Raw genomic sequence first — 17,935 nt, 5'->3', positions numbered from 1 at the left:
AGAAAGGACTGACACCGTTCGCAGATATGGCTCTTCCGCCTTCTGCTAGGCGCCCGCGCTCAGGGCTCCATGCGTCGTTGCTGATGGATGAGGTCGACGATCTCGCCTTCCGGGCAATAGCCGTTGACGGTTTCGCGCAGCAGCTGGCGCACCCGCGCATAGTTGCCCTGATCGACCGCCGCGAGCAGGTCGACCAGCACCAGCTTGAAGCCATCCCAGGGCATCAGTTCCTCGTTGGCCTTCATGATCATCGGATGCTCGGTAGCACTGACGTCGTCGCCGATCAGCAACTCCTCGTACAGCTTCTCGCCCGGCCGCAGCCCGCTGAACTCGATGGAGATATCGCCGTGGGGCGTGCGCTCGGAGCGCACGCTCAGGCCGGACAGGTGGATCATCCGCTCGGCCAGTTCGAGAATCCTCACCGGCTGCCCCATGTCGAGCACGAACACATCGCCGCCACGTCCCATCGAGCCCGCCTGGATGACCAGTTGGGCGGCTTCGGGAATCGTCATGAAATAGCGGGTGATGCCCGGGTGGGTGACCGTCACCGGCCCGCCGCGCTTGATCTGCTCGCGGAACAGCGGAATCACCGAGCCGGACGAGCCCAGCACGTTGCCGAAGCGAACCATGGTGAAGCGGGTCTTGTTGACCTGATGCACACCGGACTTGTCGCCGAACAACACCGGCGCCGACTCCTGGCTCAGGGCCTGCAGGATCATCTCCGCCAGCCGCTTGGTACTGCCCATGACGTTGGTCGGGCGCACCGCCTTGTCGGTGGAGATCAGCACGAAGTTCTGGACCCCGGCCTGCACCGCCACCTGCGCCGAATGCAGCGTGCCAAGCACGTTGTTGAGCACGCCTTCGGAAATGTTGTGCTCGACGATCGGCACATGCTTGTAGGCGGCGGCGTGGTAGACGGTGACCACCTTCCAGGTCCGCATGACGTCGAGCAGCCGCTCTGGATTGCGCACGGAGCCCAGGATCGGCACCAGCTGCACCGCCAGGGATTCACGCTTGACGCGCATTTCCAGTTCCTGGTGCACGCGATAGAGGTTGTATTCGCTGTGCTCGAACAGGACCAGCACCGTCGGCGAAGAGCTCAGGATCTGGCGGCAGAGCTCCGAGCCGATGGAACCGCCCGCCCCGCTCACCATCACCGCCTGGCCGCGAATGCAGTGTTCGAACAGCTCCTCGCGCGGCTCGACCGCATCGCGCCCGAGCAGGTCGGCGATATCCACCTCCTGGATGTTGTCCACCCGCACCCGGCCATTGGCCAGGTCGATGAACCCGGGAACGCTGCGCACATGCAGCGGATAGGGCTCCAGCAGGCCGAGGATTTCGCGGCGGCGCGCACGCGAGGCCGACGGAATCGCCAACAGCACTTCCTGCGCGCCAGTCTCCTCGATCATCTGCTGGATGTGCTTGGGTTTGAACACCCGCAGGCCGGCGATAACGCGGTTGGCGATCTCGTCGTCGTCATCGATGAAGGCCACGGGGCGCATGGCGCGCCCCATCCGCAAGGCCGCGACCAGTTGGTTTCCCGCCGAACCGGCGCCATACACGGCCACCTTCGGCAGGCCGTCCTGCTTGTTGAAGAAGGGTACCGCCTGCACGGCGCTGTACCAGTCGCCCATGAAGTACTGCCGCATGGCCAGGCGCAGCCCGCCGACCATCAGCAGGCTGAGCCACCAGTAGTTCAGCACCAGGGAGCGCGGAACCATCTCGGTGACCGAGCGGTTCCAGTACACCACCAGCGACAGCACCAGGGCCGACACCGTCACCGCCTTCCAGATGGCGATCAGCGCGTCATTGCCCAGGTAGCGCATCACTGCCCGGTACATGCCGAAGCGGATGAACAGCGGAATCGCCACGACCGGCGCCACGGCGAACAGCCAGCCATGCACCCGCGTGGGATAGAGCAGGTCCTCCGTTCCCAGGCGCACGATGAACGCCATCCAGAGCGAGAACCAGACCAGAATGATGTCAGTGACGACCTGCAAGAGTCGTTTGTACCGTCGCGGAAGCCTTAGCAGGCGTTCTCGAAGCATTTGTACTTGTCCTTAATCGAGAGCGGAGTAACGAATCTCCCCGCTACATTGACCACCATTTCCAATGGAGTTCAGCTCACTTCCTGATCATCCGGACGACCTGCGTCCAGACGAGCCACGACAAGCACCAAAGGAACATAAGCAACAATCAGCGCCAACGAACCGGAAAACAGTCCCAGGCTGACCAGAATAGCCAGCGGCACCAATCAGCGCAGATTGATGCCGGCAATCGCCAGGGACACCCGCAAATGGCTGCCGTAGTGCCGGGAGGCACGCTGATAGGCGTGATTGCGATGCGCCCCATAAACCCGCTCGCCGCGAATCGGGTGATGGAACAGGTATAGCTCGCATCGACCACGAACACCTCGAGCAGGATCAACCAGCTCCAGATCGACGGCGGCAACACCCATCCCGCCTGGAGCGCTATTCACCCCAGCACGCCCCGAGAAAGTCGCTGCCGACATCGCCCATGAAAATGCGCTCCGGCGGGAAATTCCTGACCATGGCCCTGCGGTCGCCATGGCTGGGCTCAACCTGAGCCACGCTTTCGCGCCGGCGTCGACCAACCAGTAGCAAAACGCCCCACCAGACAGACGCTGATGACCTCCAGGTCGGGGATGCCATCCACGAAATGCTACAAGTTGAGCAGCCAGGCGAGGAATACGAAGGCTGGCGCCCCCGCCAAGCCCAGGTCGAGCCCCCCCAGGCCCCGGACAGCACCGGCAACCCGACCACCCAGTACAGCAGCCATCCCGCTCCGAAGAAATGCCCGAGCAGGCAGCAGGGCCACCAGGCTGCGAAGGTCCACCGCCCCGAGGGCAGCGGCCAGCGCCAGGCAACCGAGGAATCCCGCCACGATGGCGACACCACCCGCCCTTGGGTGTCGGAATCCGGTGCGAGCTGCGGGCGTTCTGGACATCCATGATGCTCCGCGCCAACGTATAGCACCGCACGCCTCAGATCATCGCTCAAGACACCAGGAAGACCGCTGCCAGCATTACGCCCATGCTCATTGCTTCCGATGCTCCCTGAACCATTGCGCGGCCTCCCGGATCGCCCGCGCCACCGGCACCGGAGGTTCCCAATCCAGAATCTGGCGGGTGGCGGAAATATCCACCTGCAGCGAGCTCAGCAGGCGCTGCACCTGCTGGCTGCGCCCGCTGAGCAGGCCCAGTACTCGCAAAGCCAGGGCCGGCATCGGCAGCAGTCGTGGGCGCACTCCCAAAGCATTGCTCAGTTCGCGGCACAGTTGCGCGGTGGACAGATCCTGCCCATCGCTGACCAGGAACACCCGGCCGGCAGCCGCAGGATGACGCGTACAACGCAGCAGCAGATCGACCAGATTGTCCCGCGCGACCAGGCTGCGACGATTGTCAATGGCCGAGAAAGGCAACGGCAGCCGCCGTTGCAGTGCAACCGTCAGCTTGGCGAAATTGGCTTTCGCGCCCGGCCCGTAGACCAGCGGTGGGCGTACCACCACCACCTCCAGGCCGGTTTCGTCGGCAATGGCGAACAAAGCCTGCTCCGCTTCAAACTTGGACTGGCCGTAAGGGTCCTGCGGGTGCGCGGGCGAATCAGAGCGGTACGGCTGCCCGGGTGGGGTCTCCTCGCCATTGACCTTGATGGAGCTGACGTAGACGAACCGCTTCACCCCTGCCGCGACTGCCTGCCGGGCCAGGTGGCGGGTCGCCTCGACGTTCGCGGCACGGAACTCGGCCAGCGGATCGCTGGCACGCTCATCCATGACATGCACCCGCGCGGCCGCATGAATGACCACATCGATACCCTGCAGCGCCTCATCCCAACGCTGGGAGGCGCTCAGCCCGTCGATGCGTGCAGACTCGACGCCGGCGGGCAGTTCATCCGGCAACCGCCGCACGGCGATGCGCACACGCACACCGGGTTCCAGGCACAAACGCGCCAAAACGCCTCGCCCGACAAAACCCGTCGCGCCCGTCAGTAAAACGTTCAATCCTGTACCTGTAGAAAGCGACGCACGTGGCGTCATCCATAATGTCGAGCGAATTCGCGCTAGAGGGGCGAGATGACCGGCCGCAGCGCATTCCAGGCATGGCAACTCGGACACTGCCAGTGCAGTTCCCGCCCGGCGAAACCGCACCGGCTACAGCGGTAGCGTGGCATTGTCCTATACAAGCCGATGATAACTGGAGCAATTTTTTCAACGCTGGAAGGATTTCCACCAGTTGCGCCGAGCCCTTCGAGGAACTCGCCGATTCCCTGCCAGGAGGGACGCTGCTCGACACGCCGCAACAGGCTGTCGCGCCAGTGCGCCGAGTCGCCGGTCTCGGCCAGGACGGCCAGGATCAGCGGCGGCACTTCTTCGGACTCCGCCAGGTCGCGCAGGAACGCACGTATCTGTGGCTCACCCAGGCAATCGTAACGCCGCAACAACGGCACGATCTCCCCGACGAAAGCCTTGGCGTCCCGCGCCAGCTCGCTCATGGTGGCGACGGCCGCCGGATGGTCCTGCCGCCAGAGCTCGCAGTCCAGCCGCATCAACAGCGCCCGCACGCAATGGCGATCCACCCGTCGGGCCTCGCGCAGCAGTTCCTGCATGGCACTGCGATCGCCGGTCCTGCCCTTCTCCTGGGCCAGCTCGCAGTAGTAATTGGCCAGCGCCGCGCTCAGTTCGGGGCGGCTGGGCACCAGCCGGGCGGCCAGTTCGATAGCCCGGGACCAGTCTTTCTCCCGCTCGCAGATCAGCCGTTGCTCGTCGAGCGCCTCCAGCGAAATCGGCGCGCCCTGCAGGTGGACCAGCTCATCGAGCAATTCCTCGGCGCTGCCGAGCAGCCCGCCGGCGATGAAATCCCGCGCCAGTTCGAGGCGGACCTGGGAGGCCAGCGAAGCATCCCCGCCAGCGCGCCCCAGGAGGTCCTGGTGAATATGAATGGCTTTTTCGATGTCGCCGCGCCGGCGGAACAGGTTGCCGACGTGCAGATGGCTTTCCAGCGTCTCCGGACTGAGCACCAGCCCCTGGGAAAGGCTTTCCAGCGCATCGTCGGAGTGGTGCTCCAGCAGGTTGTGCATGCTGTGGATGCGTGCCCGCAGGTCCCGGCCTTCGCCGGCGACGGGCTCCGGACGCGAGCGCCGCCCCATCCACCAGCCGATGGCCAGGGCGCAGAAGAACAGCAGCGTGGCCAGGACGCTAGGCATGATCCGTCAGCGACTTGTCACGCAGCGCGTCGTTCTCCTTGCGGAAGCGAGTGATTTCGGAGCGCATGCCGGCCATGCGGACGCGCGCCCGGGCGCGGACAGGAATGCTCAGCAGCAGGCCGATCAGCCCGCCGAGGATGAAAGCCAGGGAAACGAACAGCACCAGCGGCCATTGTGGCGACTGCCAGCCAAGGAAGGTCAATTGCGCGGGCTGGAGGTTCTCCAGGACGAAAACCACGACCACGGCGGCCAGCACGACGAGCGCCAGGATGAACAGGAAACGCTTTACCCGAAGCATGGGAACTCCTTCAAAACGGCTACCCAGGGGTCACTCGGGCTCGTTGACGCGGTCGCGCAGCTCCTTGCCGGGCTTGAAGTGCGGAACGAACTTGCCGTCCAGGCGCACGGACTCGCCGGTCTTCGGGTTGCGGCCGGTGCGCGGGGCGCGGTAGTGCAGGGAGAAACTGCCGAACCCCCGGATTTCGATGCGATCCCCCGTCGCCAGAGCCTGGGACATTTGCTCAAGCATGGTCTTGATCGCCAGCTCCACATCCTTTGCGGAAAGCTGCCCCTGATGGGTGACGATTCTCTCGATCAACTCCGACTTGGTCATGGTTTTCCCTTCTTTTTCAAGCGGCTAGATCAGCTCAAGGTTCTTTTAGCATGCTGATCAGGCTTTGAACAGTCCGAATGGGAAGGATGTGGTCGCGCCCCCGCCGGGCCGGCCTCGGGAACAAAAAAATGGCCGGCCTCCGGGGGTTGGAGGTCGGCCACGGTCGCACCCAGGAGCGGGAGGGTGCGCAAGGGAAAACGGATCAGGCGATGGCGGCGAGCTGCTCCTTGGCCTTGGACAGGCCCTTCTCGGCGAACTCGGCGCCCATGTTCAGGCCTTCGGCATGGATGAAGGTGACGTCGTGGATACCGACGAAGCCCAGCGCCTGGCGCAGGTAGGGCTCCTGGTGATCCAGCGCGCCGCCGGCGTAGACGCCGCCGCGGCTGGTCAGCACGAAGGCGCGCTTGCCGCTCAGCAGGCCCTGCGGGCCGCTCTCGGTGTACTTGAAGGTGAGGCCGGCGCGCAGCACGTGGTCCAGCCAGGATTTCAGGGTGCTGGGGATGGCGAAGTTGTACATCGGCGCGGCCAGCACCAGCACGTCGGCGGCCTGCAGCTCGGCGGTCAGCAGGTTGGAGCGCTGCAGCGCTGCGCGTTCGGTCTCGGACTGTTCCTGCTCGGGCTTCATCCAGCCACCCAGCAGGTCGGCATCCAGGTGCGGCACCTGCTCGACGGCCAGGTCGCGAACCTGGACTTCGTCCGCCGGGTGGGCGGCCTGCCATTGGGCGATGAATTCGCGGGTCAGCTGACGGGATACGGAACCCTGCTGACGGGCACTGCTTTCAATAACCAGAACGCGGGACATGGATTCGACCTCCATCGGTCATAACTGGGCGATGGAGTGAATCCTATAGACGGTTAAATCGATAAAAAAGCGTAAATAATCGCTGTTAATCATCGAATAAATTGATTTTAAACCTGACTACCTCTAGTCTTGGGTAATGACAGGCTCCGTCAGGCCGGCGTACAGGTGAGCCTGATGCGCAGCCTGATGACCGCGCGGCTGAAGCTGGCGGTCAGGTTGGCCCCCCGGCCCGGCGCCAGGGTGGCCCTGCGCACGGTAGGCGTTTCCGGACCATTGACGAACACCGCGGTGCAGGTCACTGGTTGCTGGCCGTTGTTGGTCAGGAGGATCGCGCCCATCTGGTCGCCGATGCCCTGGGTGTCATAGCTGACGTCCAGGCCATTGAGGGTCTTCTGCACCTCGATCGGGAAGGCCAGGGCGGTCAGTGGCAGCAGGGCCAGTACGGCACAGCAGATTTTTTTCATGGGCGGTCTCTTGTTGGTCTTCTCCGGACCGCCAGATTAGACAAGAGGAGGCGAGGATGAAAGCGCCCCGCGTTACCCTGGATCAGTGGAGAACCCTGCAGGCCGTGGTCGATCACGGCGGCTTCGCCCAGGCGGCGGAAGCCCTGCACCGTTCGCAGTCGTCGATCAGCTACACCGTGGCGCGGATGCAGGAGCAACTCGGCGTGCCGCTGCTGCGCATCGACGGGCGCAAGGCGGTGCTCACCGAGGCCGGCGAGGTGCTGCTGCGGCGCTCCCGCCAGCTGGTGAAATCCGCCGGCCAGTTGGAAGAGCTGGCCCACCACATGGAACAGGGCTGGGAGCCGGAGGTGCGCCTGGTGGTGGACGCCGCCTATCCCACCGTGCGCCTGGTCCGCGCCCTCTCCGCCTTCATGCCGCAAAGCCGTGGCTGCCGGGTGCTGCTGCGCGAGGAGGTGCTCTCCGGCGTGGAGGAAGCGCTGGTGCAGGGCCATGCCGACCTGGCCATCAGCGGCCTGAACATCGCCGGGCACCTGGGCGCCGACCTGAGCGTGGTGGACTTCGTCGCCGTCGCCCACCCCGACCACGCGCTGCACCGCCTGCAGCGGGCGCTCACCCACCAGGACCTGGAAACCCAGATGCAGGTGGTGATCCGCGACTCCGGCCGCCTGCAGCCGCGCGACGTCGGCTGGCTGGGCGCCGAGCAGCGCTGGACGGTGGGCAGCCTGGCCACTGCCGCCACCTTCGTCAGCAACGGCCTGGGCTTCGCCTGGCTGCCGCGGCACATGATCGAGCGCGAACTGCAGGACGGCCTGCTCAAGCCGCTGCCACTGAACCAGGGCGGCGTGCGCGAGAGCCGCTTCTACCTCTACCCGAACAAGGAGAAGCCGCTCGGCCCGGCCACGCAGATCCTCGTCGAGCTGCTGACCACCTTCGCCAGCGTCCCGCTGGACGCGCACTTCGCCGCCCCCGAGAGCCCGGCCTGAGGGCTCGGCCCCAGAGCAAAAGCAAGGAGCTAGCCATGCCCTTCTTCGACCACGCCGGCCACCGCCTGCATTACGAGGAAAGCGGATTCGGCACCCCGGTGCTGCTGGTGCACGGCCTCGGCTCCAGCACCCGCGACTGGGAATACCAGGTGCCGGAACTGGAAAAGCGCCACCGGGTGATCGCCCTCGACGTGCGCGGCCACGGCCAGTCGGACAAGCCGCGCGAGCGCTACAGCATCGCCGCCTTCGCCGAGGACGTGATCGCCCTGCTCGACCACCTGCACCTGGGCCGCGTGCATCTGGTGGGCATCAGCATGGGCGGCATGATCGGCTTCGAGCTGGCCACCCGCTGGCCGGAACGGCTGAACAGCCTGACCATCGTCAACAGCGCGCCGGAGGTGAAGCCCCGCACCCTGCGCGAATACATGGAAGTGGCGCGCCGGCTGTTCCTCGCCCACGTGCTGGGCCTGGACACCGTGGGCAAGGCGCTGGGCAAGCTGCTCTTCCCCAAGCCCGAACAGAGCGACCTGCGTCGCAAGATCCAGCAGCGCTGGCCGCAGAACGACAAGCGCGCTTACCTTTCCAGCCTGCACGCCATCATCGGCTGGGGTGTGCAGGAACGCCTGGCGCGCATAACCTGTCCCACACTGGTGATCAGCGCCGACCGCGACTACACCCCGGTCTCGCTCAAGCAGGCCTACGTCGGGCGCCTGCCCAACGCCCGCCTGGTGGTGATCGAGGACTCGCGCCATGCGACGCCGCTGGACCAGCCGGAACGCTTCAACACCACCCTGCTCGACTTCCTCGAGCAGGTCGACCATCCCTAGAAACCTTACGGAAATCTCCGCCAAATGACCCTGTTCAAACGCTTCCTGCTCGCCGCCTGCTCCCTGGTCCTGGCCGGTTCGGCATTCGCCGCCGACACCAACAAGCCGCACGTGCTGCTCTCTACCAGCCAGGGCGAGATCGAAATCGAGCTGTACGCCGACAAGGCGCCGATCTCGGTGAAGAACTACCTCGCCTACGTCGACAGCGGCTTCTACAACGGCACCATCTTCCACCGCGTGATCCCCAACTTCATGATCCAGGGCGGCGGCTTCACCGAAGCCATGCAGGAGAAGGACACCCAGGCGCCGATCAAGAACGAGGCCGACAACGGCCTGCTCAACGAGCGCGGCACCCTGGCCATGGCCCGCACCAGCGCGGTGGATTCGGCCACCAGCCAGTTCTTCATCAACCTGACCGGCAACGACTTCCTCAACCACGGTGCCCGCGACTTCGGCTACGCCGTGTTCGGCAAGGTGGTGCGCGGCATGGGTGTGGTCGACCAGATCGCCGGCGTGAAGACCGGCAGCCACGGCATGTTCCAGGACGTACCGAACACCCCGGTGGTCATCCTCTCCGCCAAGCGTCTGTGATTTCTCGAAACCACGGCTGACGGAGGCCCCCTTCGGCAGGTCCAGGACGGACCTGCCCCAACCCGAGAAGAATCATGCTTTATCGTCGTTTCGAGCGTCTGATCGATCCCTTCCGCGATGCCCCCGAGCGCATGCCGCCGTCCGACGTCATCCGCTTCTACATCCATTACCTGCGCCAGGTCTGGCCGGTCTTCCTCGCCCTGCTCTTCGTCGGCCTGATCGTCGCGCTGATCGAGGTCGCGCTGTTCAGCTACCTCGGCCGTATCGTCGACCTCGCGCAGGGCACCGCGCCGGCCGACTTCTTCTCCGTGCACGGCCGCGAGCTGATCTGGATGGCGGTGGTGGCGCTGGTCCTGCGCCCGGTGTTCAACGGCCTGCACGACATGCTGGTGCACCAGAGCATCAACCCCAGCATGACCAACCTGATCCGCTGGCAGAACCACCGCTACGTGCTCAAGCAGAGCCTGGGCTTCTTCCAGAACGACTTCGCCGGGCGCATCGCCCAGCGCATCATGCAGACCGGCAACTCCCTGCGCGACTCGGCGGTGCAGGTGGTGGACGCCATCTGGCACGTGGTCATCTACACCGTCAGCGCCCTGGTGCTGTTCGCCGAGGCCGACTGGCGCCTGATGATCCCGCTGGTGCTCTGGGTGATCGGCTACGTCGGCGCGCTGGGTTACTTCGTGCCGCAGGTGAAGCGCCGCTCGGTGGCCGCCTCGGACTCGCGCTCGAAACTCATGGGGCGCATCGTCGACGGCTACACCAACATCACCACCCTCAAGCTGTTCGCCCACACCCGCCAGGAAGAGAACTACGCCCGCGAGGCCATCGACGACCAGACCCGCAAGGCCCAGCGCGCCGGGCGCGTGGTGACGTCGATGGACGTCACCATCACCGTCTTCAACGGCCTGCTGATCGCCGGCACCACCGGCCTGGCCCTGTGGCTGTGGACCCAGTCGCTGATCTCGGTGGGCGCCATCGCCCTGGCCACCGGGCTGGTCATCCGCATCAACAACATGTCCGGCTGGATCATGTGGGTGGTCGGCGGCATCTTCGAGAACGTCGGCCAGGTGCAGGACGGCATGCAGACCATCGCCCTGCCCCGCCAGGTGGTCGACCAGCCCGGCGCCAGGCCGCTGTCGGTGGCGCGTGGCGAGGTGCGCTTCGAGCAGGTGTCGTTCAGCTACGGCAAGGGCGGCGGGCTGATCGACGGCCTCGACCTGGTGGTGCGCCCCGGCGAGAAGATCGGCCTGGTCGGCCCCTCCGGCGCCGGCAAGTCGACCCTGGTGAACCTGCTGCTGCGCCTGTACGACCTGGAGGGCGGACGCATCCTGATCGACGACCAGGACATCGCCCACGTGACCCAGGAAAGCCTGCGCGCACAGATCGGCATGGTCACCCAGGACACCTCGCTGCTGCACCGCTCGATCCGCGCCAACCTGCTCTACGGCCGCCCGGAGTCCACCGAGGCCGAGCTGCAGGAGGCGATCCGCAAGGCCCGCGCCGCCGAGTTCGTCCCGCAGCTGAGCGACGCCGAGGGCCGCTTCGGCCTCGACGCCCATGTCGGCGAGCGCGGCGTGAAGCTCTCCGGCGGCCAGCGCCAGCGCATCGCGATCACCCGCGTGCTGCTCAAGGACGCGCCGATCCTGATCCTCGACGAAGCCACCTCGGCGCTGGACTCGGAGGTGGAAGCGGCGATCCAGGAAAGCCTGGAGACCCTGATGCAGGGCAAGACGGTGATCGCCATAGCCCACCGCCTCTCCACCATCGCCCGGATGGACCGCCTGGTGGTGCTGGAGCACGGCCGCGTCGTCGAGAGCGGCAGCCATGCCGAGCTGCTGGCCCACGGCGGGCTCTACGCGCGGCTGTGGCGGCACCAGACGGGCGGCTTCGTCGGGGTGGATTGAGCCCGGCGCCCGCCTTTGTTCAGGGGCCGCTGGCCTCCGTTTTACGGGGGCCAGCGGACCGTGGGGACGACACGGGCGTTGCCGTCATTCCCGCGACCTCCTGCCACAGGACCCGCCCTGCAAGCCCCGTCAATGCTGGATTGTTGCCTCTGAGTACCAAGTATTTGTGGCGCCGGGCTATATGACGGAGGTCAACGGAATCCTATTATTTCCGTGCTGTTTCAGCGCGCGCCGCAACACCACCCAAGACCCGTAATCATCCCCAACGCTTCCCGACGGAGCCCCAGGCTCAGCGTCACGGCCAGATCATGTCCGGACACCGGGAACAAGGCAGGTAAATTCATGAAAGCTGTAGTCATCCTGGCCATGCTGGGCTTCTCCTCGCTCGCCCTGGCCGAGCAGGCGAATGCCGGCAACCAGGCGCAAAGCGCGGCCGTGGAGCAGTACACCTACGACATGAAACTGGACATCGCCCATGTGATCTCGACCACCGACGTGTCCAACCAGTGCGGCATCGTGCCGGCGCGCATGACCTACGAAGACTCCCAGGGTCAGCGCCACACCGTCGAATACCAGGTGTGGGGCAACGGCTGCTCCGGCGGCTAACCGACTTGCGCACTTCCGCCGGGGCCCACGCAGCCCCGGCGGGAATGCCAGCCCCGTCTACGGCTGCAGGGCCGCCTTCGCGAGGTTGCGAGTGTGCGCGCCGAAATGCCGGATCAATTGCAGAATCTGCTCATCCAACGCCTCATCGTGGCGGAACGGCGCCGGTGAGTTCCCCGCGCTGAAATCCCCCGCCGGCGCCTTCTCGTTCTCCAGCCAATGGCCGATCGCCGCATCGAATGCCGCCGCATGGGCATGGGACTCGCTCGCCACCACCTCGCGCAGATAGTCGGTCGAATACGCCGGATAGCCGCCATCGGCGCTGACGTCGGCGTAGGCCGCCAGCAATGGCGACGGCCCGCCCTGGCGCAAGGTCTCGCGCAGCCACTCCAGCTGATAGCGCTCCACCCCGGTATGCCGGTCCGCCACGCGCTGGATCGCCGCCTGCTTGTCGGCATCGAAGCCGGCCATGGACTTGCCGGCCGTCCACAGCATGCTGGTGGTGGTTTCCCCCGGCAGCGGCGTCGAGTGGTAGGGCTGGGTCATGTCCTGGATGTAGTGCATCGCCCAGCCGAGGAAGCGGTAGCCCCAGTACGGGTGGCCGGTGTCGAAGGCGAAGCGCGCCAGCCCGTAGAACTGGTAGGCGCGCCACTCCGGCCAGTTGCGCGCCAGATAGGGCGCGCCGGCGAAGATGATCGCGTCCTCGTGGTAGAAGCCCATGTGGAACGGCGCCTGGGAGCTGAACTCGAAGCGCGGATCGCCGAACGGCTGGGGGCCGAAGCCGTAGCGCTGGCCGGCCTCGCCGGGGTTGTCGCTGAACAGATTGATGTCGTGGCCGAAGTCCGGCTCGTCGGCGGCGCTGGCCAGCACGTCCAGCGCGGCAATCCTCTCCCCGGCCTGCAATTGCACGAAGCGCCACTGGCTCCAGCCGGACAGGTTGTGGAACACCAGCACATCGGCCGGCCTGAGCGCGGCATGGCCCGGCAGCTCGCCGCCCGGCGGCGGCTGCACGGCGGTGGCCAGCCTGATCTGCGGATTCAGGCGCAGCGCCATGAGGAAGGCCTTGCCCAGATCATCGCGGCCGTCCTCGGTCAGGCGCAGGTCATCCGGGCGCGGCGGGTATTCGCGGAAGTGTTCGCGGGCGTAGGCTTCCTGCTCGTCGAGCAGCTTCACCAGGCCGGCGCGCTGCTGGCTGAGGAAGCTCTCCAGCGGCTCCACCTCGACCGCCGGCGCCCCGGCAATGGCCGGCAGTTGCTGCAGGGCGATGTAGCTGCCCAGGGTGTGATTGGACCAGGCCCAGAGACTTTGTGGCAGGACCAGCAGGCCGGCCAGCAGGCAGGTGGTAAATCGCTTCATCGGCTCTTCGCTCTTGTTTGGCAATGCGCAAGGAAAACCCGCACGCAGCCTAGCAACCGGGAGCCGCCCCGGCACTGTCGAAGTTGCCCCGTGCGAGTCACGGATAACGCCACGGTTGCCCCTCATCAATGGCGCGAACCCTCCCAGCCACTACACTTGCCCGGCATGGAAAGGCACCGGCACGGTTCCGCAGCCGGCCTCTCGGTATAAGGGCGCTCCCATGCTGCAGTCCGTTTCACCCAAGCACGACCTCCCGCTCAAGCCCGATCCAGCCGACCCCCGCAGTGGCGTACTCGCCCCCTTCAGCATCGCCGCGTTCCGCATCATCTGGATCTGCAACCTGTTCGCCAACCTCGGCACCTGGGCGCAGTCGGTGGCGGCCGCCTGGGTGGTCACCGAGGCCCACGCCAGCCCGCTGATGGTGGCGATGATCCAGGTCGCCTCGGCGCTGCCGCTGGTGCTGCTGTCGATCATGTCCGGCGTGCTGGCGGACAACCATGACCGCCGCAAGATCATGCTGGTGGGCCTCTCGGTCGAACTCTCCGGCGCCGCGCTGGTGACGCTGCTGGCATTCCTCGGCTATCTCGACCCGCTGCTGCTGATCATGTCGATCCTCTGGCTGTCGCTGGGCACCTCGATCACCATCCCGGCCTGGCAGGCCGCGGTGAACGAGCAGGTGCCGCCGCGCATGCTCGGCGATGCGGTGCTGCTCAACAGCGTCAACTACAACGTCGCCCGTGCCGTCGGCCCGGCCATCGGCGGCCTGCTGCTGTCGGCCACCGGGCCGTCCTGGGTGTTCCTGTTCAACTGCCTGTGCTACGCCGCGCTGATCTGGGCGATCTGGCAATGGCGCCGCGAGGTGCCCAAGCGCACCCTGCCGCCGGAGCACATCTTCGAGGGCGTGATCGCCGCGCTGCGCTTCACCCAGCACTCCAGCGTCACCCGTCTGGTGATGCTGCGCTCGGCGGTCTTCGGCCTCTCGGCCAGCGCCATCTGGGCCCTGCTGCCGCTGCTGGCGCACCGCAACCCGGACGGCAGCGCCTCGGTGTACGGCTACATGCTCGGCGCCCTGGGCCTGGGCGCCATCGCCGCCAGCACCCTGGTGCGCAAGGTCCGGCTGTTGCTCGGCAGCAGCCGGCTGATCAGCTTTTCCGCCGCCGTGCTGGCGCTGGTCATGCTGATCCTGGGCCTGGTCGACAACCTCTGGGTGATCTTCCCGGCGCTGATCCTCGGCGGCAGTTGCTGGATCGCCGCCGTGGCCACCTACAACTCCGCCGTGCAGATCCTCGTCCCCGACTGGGTCAAGGCACGAGCCCTGGCGCTCTACCAGACCGCGATCTACGGCGGGCTGGCGGCGGGCTCGTTCCTCTGGGGCCACTTCGCCGAAACCATGGGCGTGCAGGGCGCGCTGATCGCCGCCGGCTGCCTGCTGCTGGTCTCGGTGGCGCTGCTGTACAGCTCGCGGCTGCCGGAGCTGAACGCCGGCAACATCGCCCGCGCGCCGGGCGGCGTGCCGGGCCAGCCGACCTTCGAGTTCAACCCCGAGCGCGGCTCGGTGCTGGTCTCCATCGAGTACCGCATCCCGGCCGAGCGCACCCGCGACTTCGTCCGCGGCGCCAAGCCGCTGCGCCGCCTGCGCCTGCGCAATGGCGCGGAACGCTGGGCGCTGTACCGCGACGTGAGCAATCCGGAAATCTGGCAGGAGCTGTTCCTGGTGGACAACTGGATAGGCCACCTGCGCATGCTCGACCGCCTCACCCTCGAGGACAAGACCATCGTCGACAACGTCACCAGCCTGCACGTGGGCGATGCGCCGCCGGTGACGCGGCACGGGGTGAGCTACGAGTCGGGCAGCTACGAGGCGCCGCCGGAAACCCTCGGCTAGCGGCGCAGAAACGAAAACGCCTCCCGGTCAGGGGAGGCGTTTCGGGTGGCGCGGAAGTTACTCCGCCGCCGGCTTCCGGCGCTTGAGCGGCGCCAGGCCGTCCTGGCTTACCACAGCGGACGGGCTGGCCTTCGGCCTGGCGGCCGGCTTCTTCTTCGCCGGCGCCTTGCTGGCGGTTTTCTTCGCATCGTCCTTTTTCTTCTTGGTGCCGGCGGCCTTGCCGGATGCCTTGACCTTCTTCGGCCCCTTGTAGGTGCCCTTCAGCTCCTTGATGACGCGCAGCTCGAAACGCAGCTTGAGGTAGCGCTCGATGCTCGACATCAGGTTCCAGTCGCCATGGCCGACCAGCGAGATCGCGGTGCCGGAAGCGCCGGCGCGGCCGGTGCGGCCGATGCGGTGCACGTACTCGTCGCCGCGGCGGGGGATGTCGAAGTTGATCACCAGGTCCAGGCCGTCGACGTCCAGGCCGCGGGCGGCCACGTCGGTGGCGACCAGCACCTTCACCGCGCCCTGCTTCAGGCGCTCGATGGCCAGCTTGCGATCCTTCTGGTCCTTCTCGCCGTGCAGGACGAAGACCTTGTGCCCGGCGGCGATCAGGCGGCCGGTAAGACGATCGGCCGCCACACGGGTGTTGGTGAAGATGATCGCCTTGTCATAGGTCTCGTTGCCGATCAGCCAGTGCACCAGGGCTTCCTTGTGCGCGACGTCGTCGGTCAGGATCACCTGCTGCTGCACGTCCTCGTTCAGCTCGCTGACGCGGTTGAGCTGCAGGTTCTCCGGCTCGCGCAGCACTTTCTCGACCATGTCGTGCAGGCCGCTGCCGCTGGTGGCGGAGAACAGCAGGGTCTGGCGCTGCGCCGGGCACTGCGCGGCGAGCTTGAGCACGTCCTCGGAGAAGCCCATGTCGAGCATGCGGTCGGCTTCGTCAAGCACCAGCACTTCGATGTCGTTCAGCGGCAGGTTGCCGGCGTTGAACTGCTCGTTCAGGCGGCCGGGGGTGCCGATGATGATTTCCGGGTTCTTGCGCAGGCGCGCACCCTGCACCTTGAAGTCCTCGCCGCCGGTGATCAGGCAGGCCTTGATGAAGGTGAACTGGGCGAAGCGCTCGACTTCCTTGAGGGTCTGCTGGGCCAGCTCGCGGGTCGGCAGCAGGATCAGCGCGCGGGCGCCGCTCCTGGGCTTCTCCTCGGCGAGCAGGCGGTGCAGCAGCGGCAGCACGAAGGCGGCGGTCTTGCCGCTGCCGGTCTGCGCCGTCACCCGCAGGTCGCGTCCCTCCAGGGCCTTCGGGATGGCCGCGGCCTGGACCGGGGTCGGCTCGGAGAAGGACAACGAATCGAGCGCCTTGAGCAGGCGTTCGTGCAGGGCGAATTGGGAGAACAAGGCAGACCTCGATATCACGGAAAGACCAAATAGCTGCATAGCGTAACCGATGCGCCGGTTTTATTCGCCGGTCGCTATCGGTATGCCCCGCATTCCGGACCGAACAGCCGGGGGAAAGGGCCGCCCCCGGACTCCGCCGGAACACACCGCACAACGAACGCCGCGGCGACGCACCGCCCAGCGTATGCGGGAATCGGACAGACGCACCGGCAACCCGCAACCGCCGTGCCATGCTCAGATCGAACCTCGTGCAACGGAGAAACAGGGTGCCAGCGACACTCATCTATTTCGTGGCCGCCAGCCTGGACGGGTACATCGCCCGCCCCGACGGCAGCGTGGGCTGGCTGCTGGGCTATGACAGCGCCGCCGACGACCATGGCTACGCTGCCTTCTACGCCGGCATCGACGGCCTGCTGATGGGGCGCGCCACCTACCTGCACTGCCTGGACCAGGGCGACTGGCCCTACGCGGACAAGCCAACCTTGGTCATGACCCGCTCCAACCACATTCCCCTGGCGGGCACGCGGATCGAGCTGATGCACTGTCCGCCGGGCGAAGCCCTGGACGCCTTGCAGGCAAAGGGCTGCCAGCGCGTCTGGCTGGTCGGCGGGGGGAGCCTGGCGGGAAACTTTCTCGCCGCGGGGTTGCTCGACGAACTGATCGTCAGCATCATCCCGCACCTGCTGGGAGCCGGTATTCCGCTCTTCAGCATCGGACTAGAGCAACGTCTGCAACTGCTGGAACAGCGCAGCTTTCCCAGTGGCGTCGTGCAACTGCGTTACCAGATCCTCAAGGAAAACCCCTCGCCATGACCCTCGCCACGATCAGCATCGCCGCCGCCTGCCTGCTCGACGCCAGCGGACGCCTGCTGCTGGTGCGCAAGCGCGGCACCCACGCCTTCATGCTCCCCGGCGGCAAGCACGAGCCCGGAGAAACCTCGGTGCAGGCCCTGCTGCGCGAGCTGGACGAGGAGCTCAACCTGCGCCTGACGGAAGACCTGCTGACCCCGCTGGGCCGCTTCCAGGCCGACGCGGCCAACGAGCCGGACACCCGCGTCGACGCGCAGGTCTTCGTGGCCGCCCTGCCCCATCCGGTGAGCCCGGCGGCGGAACTGGAAGAGCTGGCCTGGCTGGACACCGCCAGCGACACCCCGCGCAACCTCGCGCCGCTGCTGCACGAACAGGTGCTGCCCGCCCTTCTCCAGCACCTGGGTTGATCCCGGGGCTGCGCAAACCTGCATTTCGTCGGTTTTCTACCCGCGACACCACGTCCCACCCGGCCTTGCGCCATCAGTGCCGCGGC

General features: G+C 66.4%; 18 protein-coding genes. 8 read left to right on the top strand and 10 right to left on the bottom strand.

Translation table 11 applies throughout. From position 1 onward, the window contains the following. Positions 1-59: 59 nt before the first annotated feature. The 8 genes from AC3B6A_RS08230 to AC3B6A_RS08195 all read right to left on the bottom strand — a co-directional run bounded on the left by AC3B6A_RS08230 (position 60) and on the right by AC3B6A_RS08195 (position 7,101). Complete coding sequence (locus tag AC3B6A_RS08230; protein WP_488401907.1) at positions 60-2,048, bottom strand: polysaccharide biosynthesis protein; 1,989 nt, start codon at positions 2,046-2,048, stop codon at positions 60-62. 206 nt (positions 2,049-2,254) lie between these two features. Then, a complete protein-coding gene (locus AC3B6A_RS08225) occupies positions 2,255-2,458 on the bottom strand; it encodes a hypothetical protein (protein WP_488401905.1) in 204 nt (67 codons plus the stop codon). A 599-nt stretch (positions 2,459-3,057) separates the two neighbouring features. Next, complete coding sequence (locus AC3B6A_RS08220; protein WP_488401904.1) at positions 3,058-4,020, bottom strand: UDP-glucose 4-epimerase family protein; 963 nt, start codon at positions 4,018-4,020, stop codon at positions 3,058-3,060. Between the two features lie 59 nt (positions 4,021-4,079). After that, positions 4,080-5,222: a tetratricopeptide repeat protein gene (locus AC3B6A_RS08215; RefSeq protein ID WP_488401902.1), complete on the bottom strand. Its 1,143-nt coding sequence runs from the start codon at positions 5,220-5,222 to the stop codon at positions 4,080-4,082. After that, the gene (locus tag AC3B6A_RS08210; RefSeq protein WP_488401900.1) at positions 5,215-5,520 is read right to left on the bottom strand and encodes a lipopolysaccharide assembly protein LapA domain-containing protein; all 306 of its coding nucleotides are present in this window, start codon (positions 5,518-5,520) and stop codon (positions 5,215-5,217) included. The genes AC3B6A_RS08215 and AC3B6A_RS08210 overlap by 8 nt, the downstream gene beginning before the upstream one ends. A gap of 30 nt (positions 5,521-5,550) precedes the next feature. Further along, a complete protein-coding gene (ihfB, locus tag AC3B6A_RS08205; RefSeq protein ID WP_015478091.1) occupies positions 5,551-5,835 on the bottom strand; it encodes an integration host factor subunit beta in 285 nt (94 codons plus the stop codon). Between the two features lie 202 nt (positions 5,836-6,037). Continuing rightward, positions 6,038-6,637 carry an FMN-dependent NADH-azoreductase gene (locus AC3B6A_RS08200; RefSeq protein WP_488401898.1) on the bottom strand — a complete coding sequence of 200 codons (600 nt, stop codon included), beginning with the start codon at positions 6,635-6,637 and terminating at the stop codon, positions 6,038-6,040. Positions 6,638-6,786: 149 nt separating this feature from the next. Continuing rightward, positions 6,787-7,101 (bottom strand): 3-phosphoglycerate kinase, encoded by a 315-nt coding sequence (locus AC3B6A_RS08195; protein ID WP_488401896.1) that lies wholly within the window; start codon positions 7,099-7,101, stop codon positions 6,787-6,789. A 56-nt stretch (positions 7,102-7,157) separates the two neighbouring features. Here AC3B6A_RS08195 and AC3B6A_RS08190 point away from each other — a divergent pair, with 56 nt between their 5' ends. The 5 genes from AC3B6A_RS08190 to AC3B6A_RS08170 all read left to right on the top strand — a co-directional run bounded on the left by AC3B6A_RS08190 (position 7,158) and on the right by AC3B6A_RS08170 (position 12,015). Beyond that, entirely contained in the window at positions 7,158-8,084 is a 927-nt protein-coding gene (locus AC3B6A_RS08190) for a PA3225 family LysR-type transcriptional regulator (RefSeq protein WP_488401895.1), read from the top strand. A gap of 35 nt (positions 8,085-8,119) precedes the next feature. Further along, positions 8,120-8,911 carry an alpha/beta fold hydrolase gene (locus tag AC3B6A_RS08185; protein ID WP_488401894.1) on the top strand — a complete coding sequence of 264 codons (792 nt, stop codon included), beginning with the start codon at positions 8,120-8,122 and terminating at the stop codon, positions 8,909-8,911. Positions 8,912-8,941: 30 nt separating this feature from the next. Next, positions 8,942-9,502 carry a peptidylprolyl isomerase gene (locus AC3B6A_RS08180; protein WP_488403547.1) on the top strand — a complete coding sequence of 187 codons (561 nt, stop codon included), beginning with the start codon at positions 8,942-8,944 and terminating at the stop codon, positions 9,500-9,502. 74 nt (positions 9,503-9,576) lie between these two features. Then, positions 9,577-11,409 carry an ABC transporter ATP-binding protein gene (locus tag AC3B6A_RS08175; protein ID WP_488401892.1) on the top strand — a complete coding sequence of 611 codons (1,833 nt, stop codon included), beginning with the start codon at positions 9,577-9,579 and terminating at the stop codon, positions 11,407-11,409. Between the two features lie 342 nt (positions 11,410-11,751). Further along, positions 11,752-12,015: a DUF2790 domain-containing protein gene (locus tag AC3B6A_RS08170; RefSeq protein WP_488401890.1), complete on the top strand. Its 264-nt coding sequence runs from the start codon at positions 11,752-11,754 to the stop codon at positions 12,013-12,015. Between the two features lie 57 nt (positions 12,016-12,072). On the opposite strand, the gene AC3B6A_RS08165 is transcribed toward AC3B6A_RS08170, so the two are convergent. Beyond that, positions 12,073-13,368 carry a phospholipase C/P1 nuclease family protein gene (locus tag AC3B6A_RS08165; protein ID WP_488401889.1) on the bottom strand — a complete coding sequence of 432 codons (1,296 nt, stop codon included), beginning with the start codon at positions 13,366-13,368 and terminating at the stop codon, positions 12,073-12,075. A 220-nt stretch (positions 13,369-13,588) separates the two neighbouring features. Here AC3B6A_RS08165 and AC3B6A_RS08160 point away from each other — a divergent pair, with 220 nt between their 5' ends. Next, complete coding sequence (locus AC3B6A_RS08160) at positions 13,589-15,253, top strand: MFS transporter (RefSeq protein ID WP_488401887.1); 1,665 nt, start codon at positions 13,589-13,591, stop codon at positions 15,251-15,253. Positions 15,254-15,310: 57 nt separating this feature from the next. On the opposite strand, the gene AC3B6A_RS08155 is transcribed toward AC3B6A_RS08160, so the two are convergent. Then, positions 15,311-16,648, bottom strand: coding sequence for a DEAD/DEAH box helicase (locus AC3B6A_RS08155; RefSeq protein WP_488403546.1), 1,338 nt, complete (start codon positions 16,646-16,648; stop codon positions 15,311-15,313). A 251-nt stretch (positions 16,649-16,899) separates the two neighbouring features. Between AC3B6A_RS08155 and AC3B6A_RS08150 the strand changes: the two genes are divergently transcribed. Together AC3B6A_RS08150 and AC3B6A_RS08145 are read left to right on the top strand one after the other, a co-directional pair. Continuing rightward, positions 16,900-17,445, top strand: coding sequence for a dihydrofolate reductase family protein (locus AC3B6A_RS08150; protein ID WP_488401886.1), 546 nt, complete (start codon positions 16,900-16,902; stop codon positions 17,443-17,445). Next, positions 17,442-17,849 carry an NUDIX hydrolase gene (locus AC3B6A_RS08145; RefSeq protein ID WP_488401884.1) on the top strand — a complete coding sequence of 136 codons (408 nt, stop codon included), beginning with the start codon at positions 17,442-17,444 and terminating at the stop codon, positions 17,847-17,849. The genes AC3B6A_RS08150 and AC3B6A_RS08145 overlap by 4 nt, the downstream gene beginning before the upstream one ends. Positions 17,850-17,935: the final 86 nt, after the last annotated feature.

The organism is Pseudomonas sp. B12(2026), assembly GCF_057767015.1.
This window is presented reverse-complemented; position numbering and strand designations above follow the sequence as displayed.

Excerpts from the sequence above, each read along its gene's own strand:
- AC3B6A_RS08230 (WP_488401907.1), bottom strand. The coding sequence starts at position 2,048 with ATGCTTCGAGAACGCCTGCTAAGGCTTCCGCGACGGTACAAACGACTC.
- AC3B6A_RS08225 (WP_488401905.1), bottom strand. The coding sequence starts at position 2,458 with ATGGGTGTTGCCGCCGTCGATCTGGAGCTGGTTGATCCTGCTCGAGGT.
- AC3B6A_RS08215 (WP_488401902.1), bottom strand. The coding sequence starts at position 5,222 with ATGCCTAGCGTCCTGGCCACGCTGCTGTTCTTCTGCGCCCTGGCCATC.
- AC3B6A_RS08210 (WP_488401900.1), bottom strand. The coding sequence starts at position 5,520 with ATGCTTCGGGTAAAGCGTTTCCTGTTCATCCTGGCGCTCGTCGTGCTG.
- ihfB (WP_015478091.1), bottom strand. The coding sequence starts at position 5,835 with ATGACCAAGTCGGAGTTGATCGAGAGAATCGTCACCCATCAGGGGCAG.
- AC3B6A_RS08200 (WP_488401898.1), bottom strand. The coding sequence starts at position 6,637 with ATGTCCCGCGTTCTGGTTATTGAAAGCAGTGCCCGTCAGCAGGGTTCC.
- AC3B6A_RS08195 (WP_488401896.1), bottom strand. The coding sequence starts at position 7,101 with ATGAAAAAAATCTGCTGTGCCGTACTGGCCCTGCTGCCACTGACCGCC.
- AC3B6A_RS08190 (WP_488401895.1), top strand. The coding sequence starts at position 7,158 with ATGAAAGCGCCCCGCGTTACCCTGGATCAGTGGAGAACCCTGCAGGCC.
- AC3B6A_RS08185 (WP_488401894.1), top strand. The coding sequence starts at position 8,120 with ATGCCCTTCTTCGACCACGCCGGCCACCGCCTGCATTACGAGGAAAGC.
- AC3B6A_RS08175 (WP_488401892.1), top strand. The coding sequence starts at position 9,577 with ATGCTTTATCGTCGTTTCGAGCGTCTGATCGATCCCTTCCGCGATGCC.
- AC3B6A_RS08170 (WP_488401890.1), top strand. The coding sequence starts at position 11,752 with ATGAAAGCTGTAGTCATCCTGGCCATGCTGGGCTTCTCCTCGCTCGCC.
- AC3B6A_RS08165 (WP_488401889.1), bottom strand. The coding sequence starts at position 13,368 with ATGAAGCGATTTACCACCTGCCTGCTGGCCGGCCTGCTGGTCCTGCCA.
- AC3B6A_RS08160 (WP_488401887.1), top strand. The coding sequence starts at position 13,589 with ATGCTGCAGTCCGTTTCACCCAAGCACGACCTCCCGCTCAAGCCCGAT.
- AC3B6A_RS08145 (WP_488401884.1), top strand. The coding sequence starts at position 17,442 with ATGACCCTCGCCACGATCAGCATCGCCGCCGCCTGCCTGCTCGACGCC.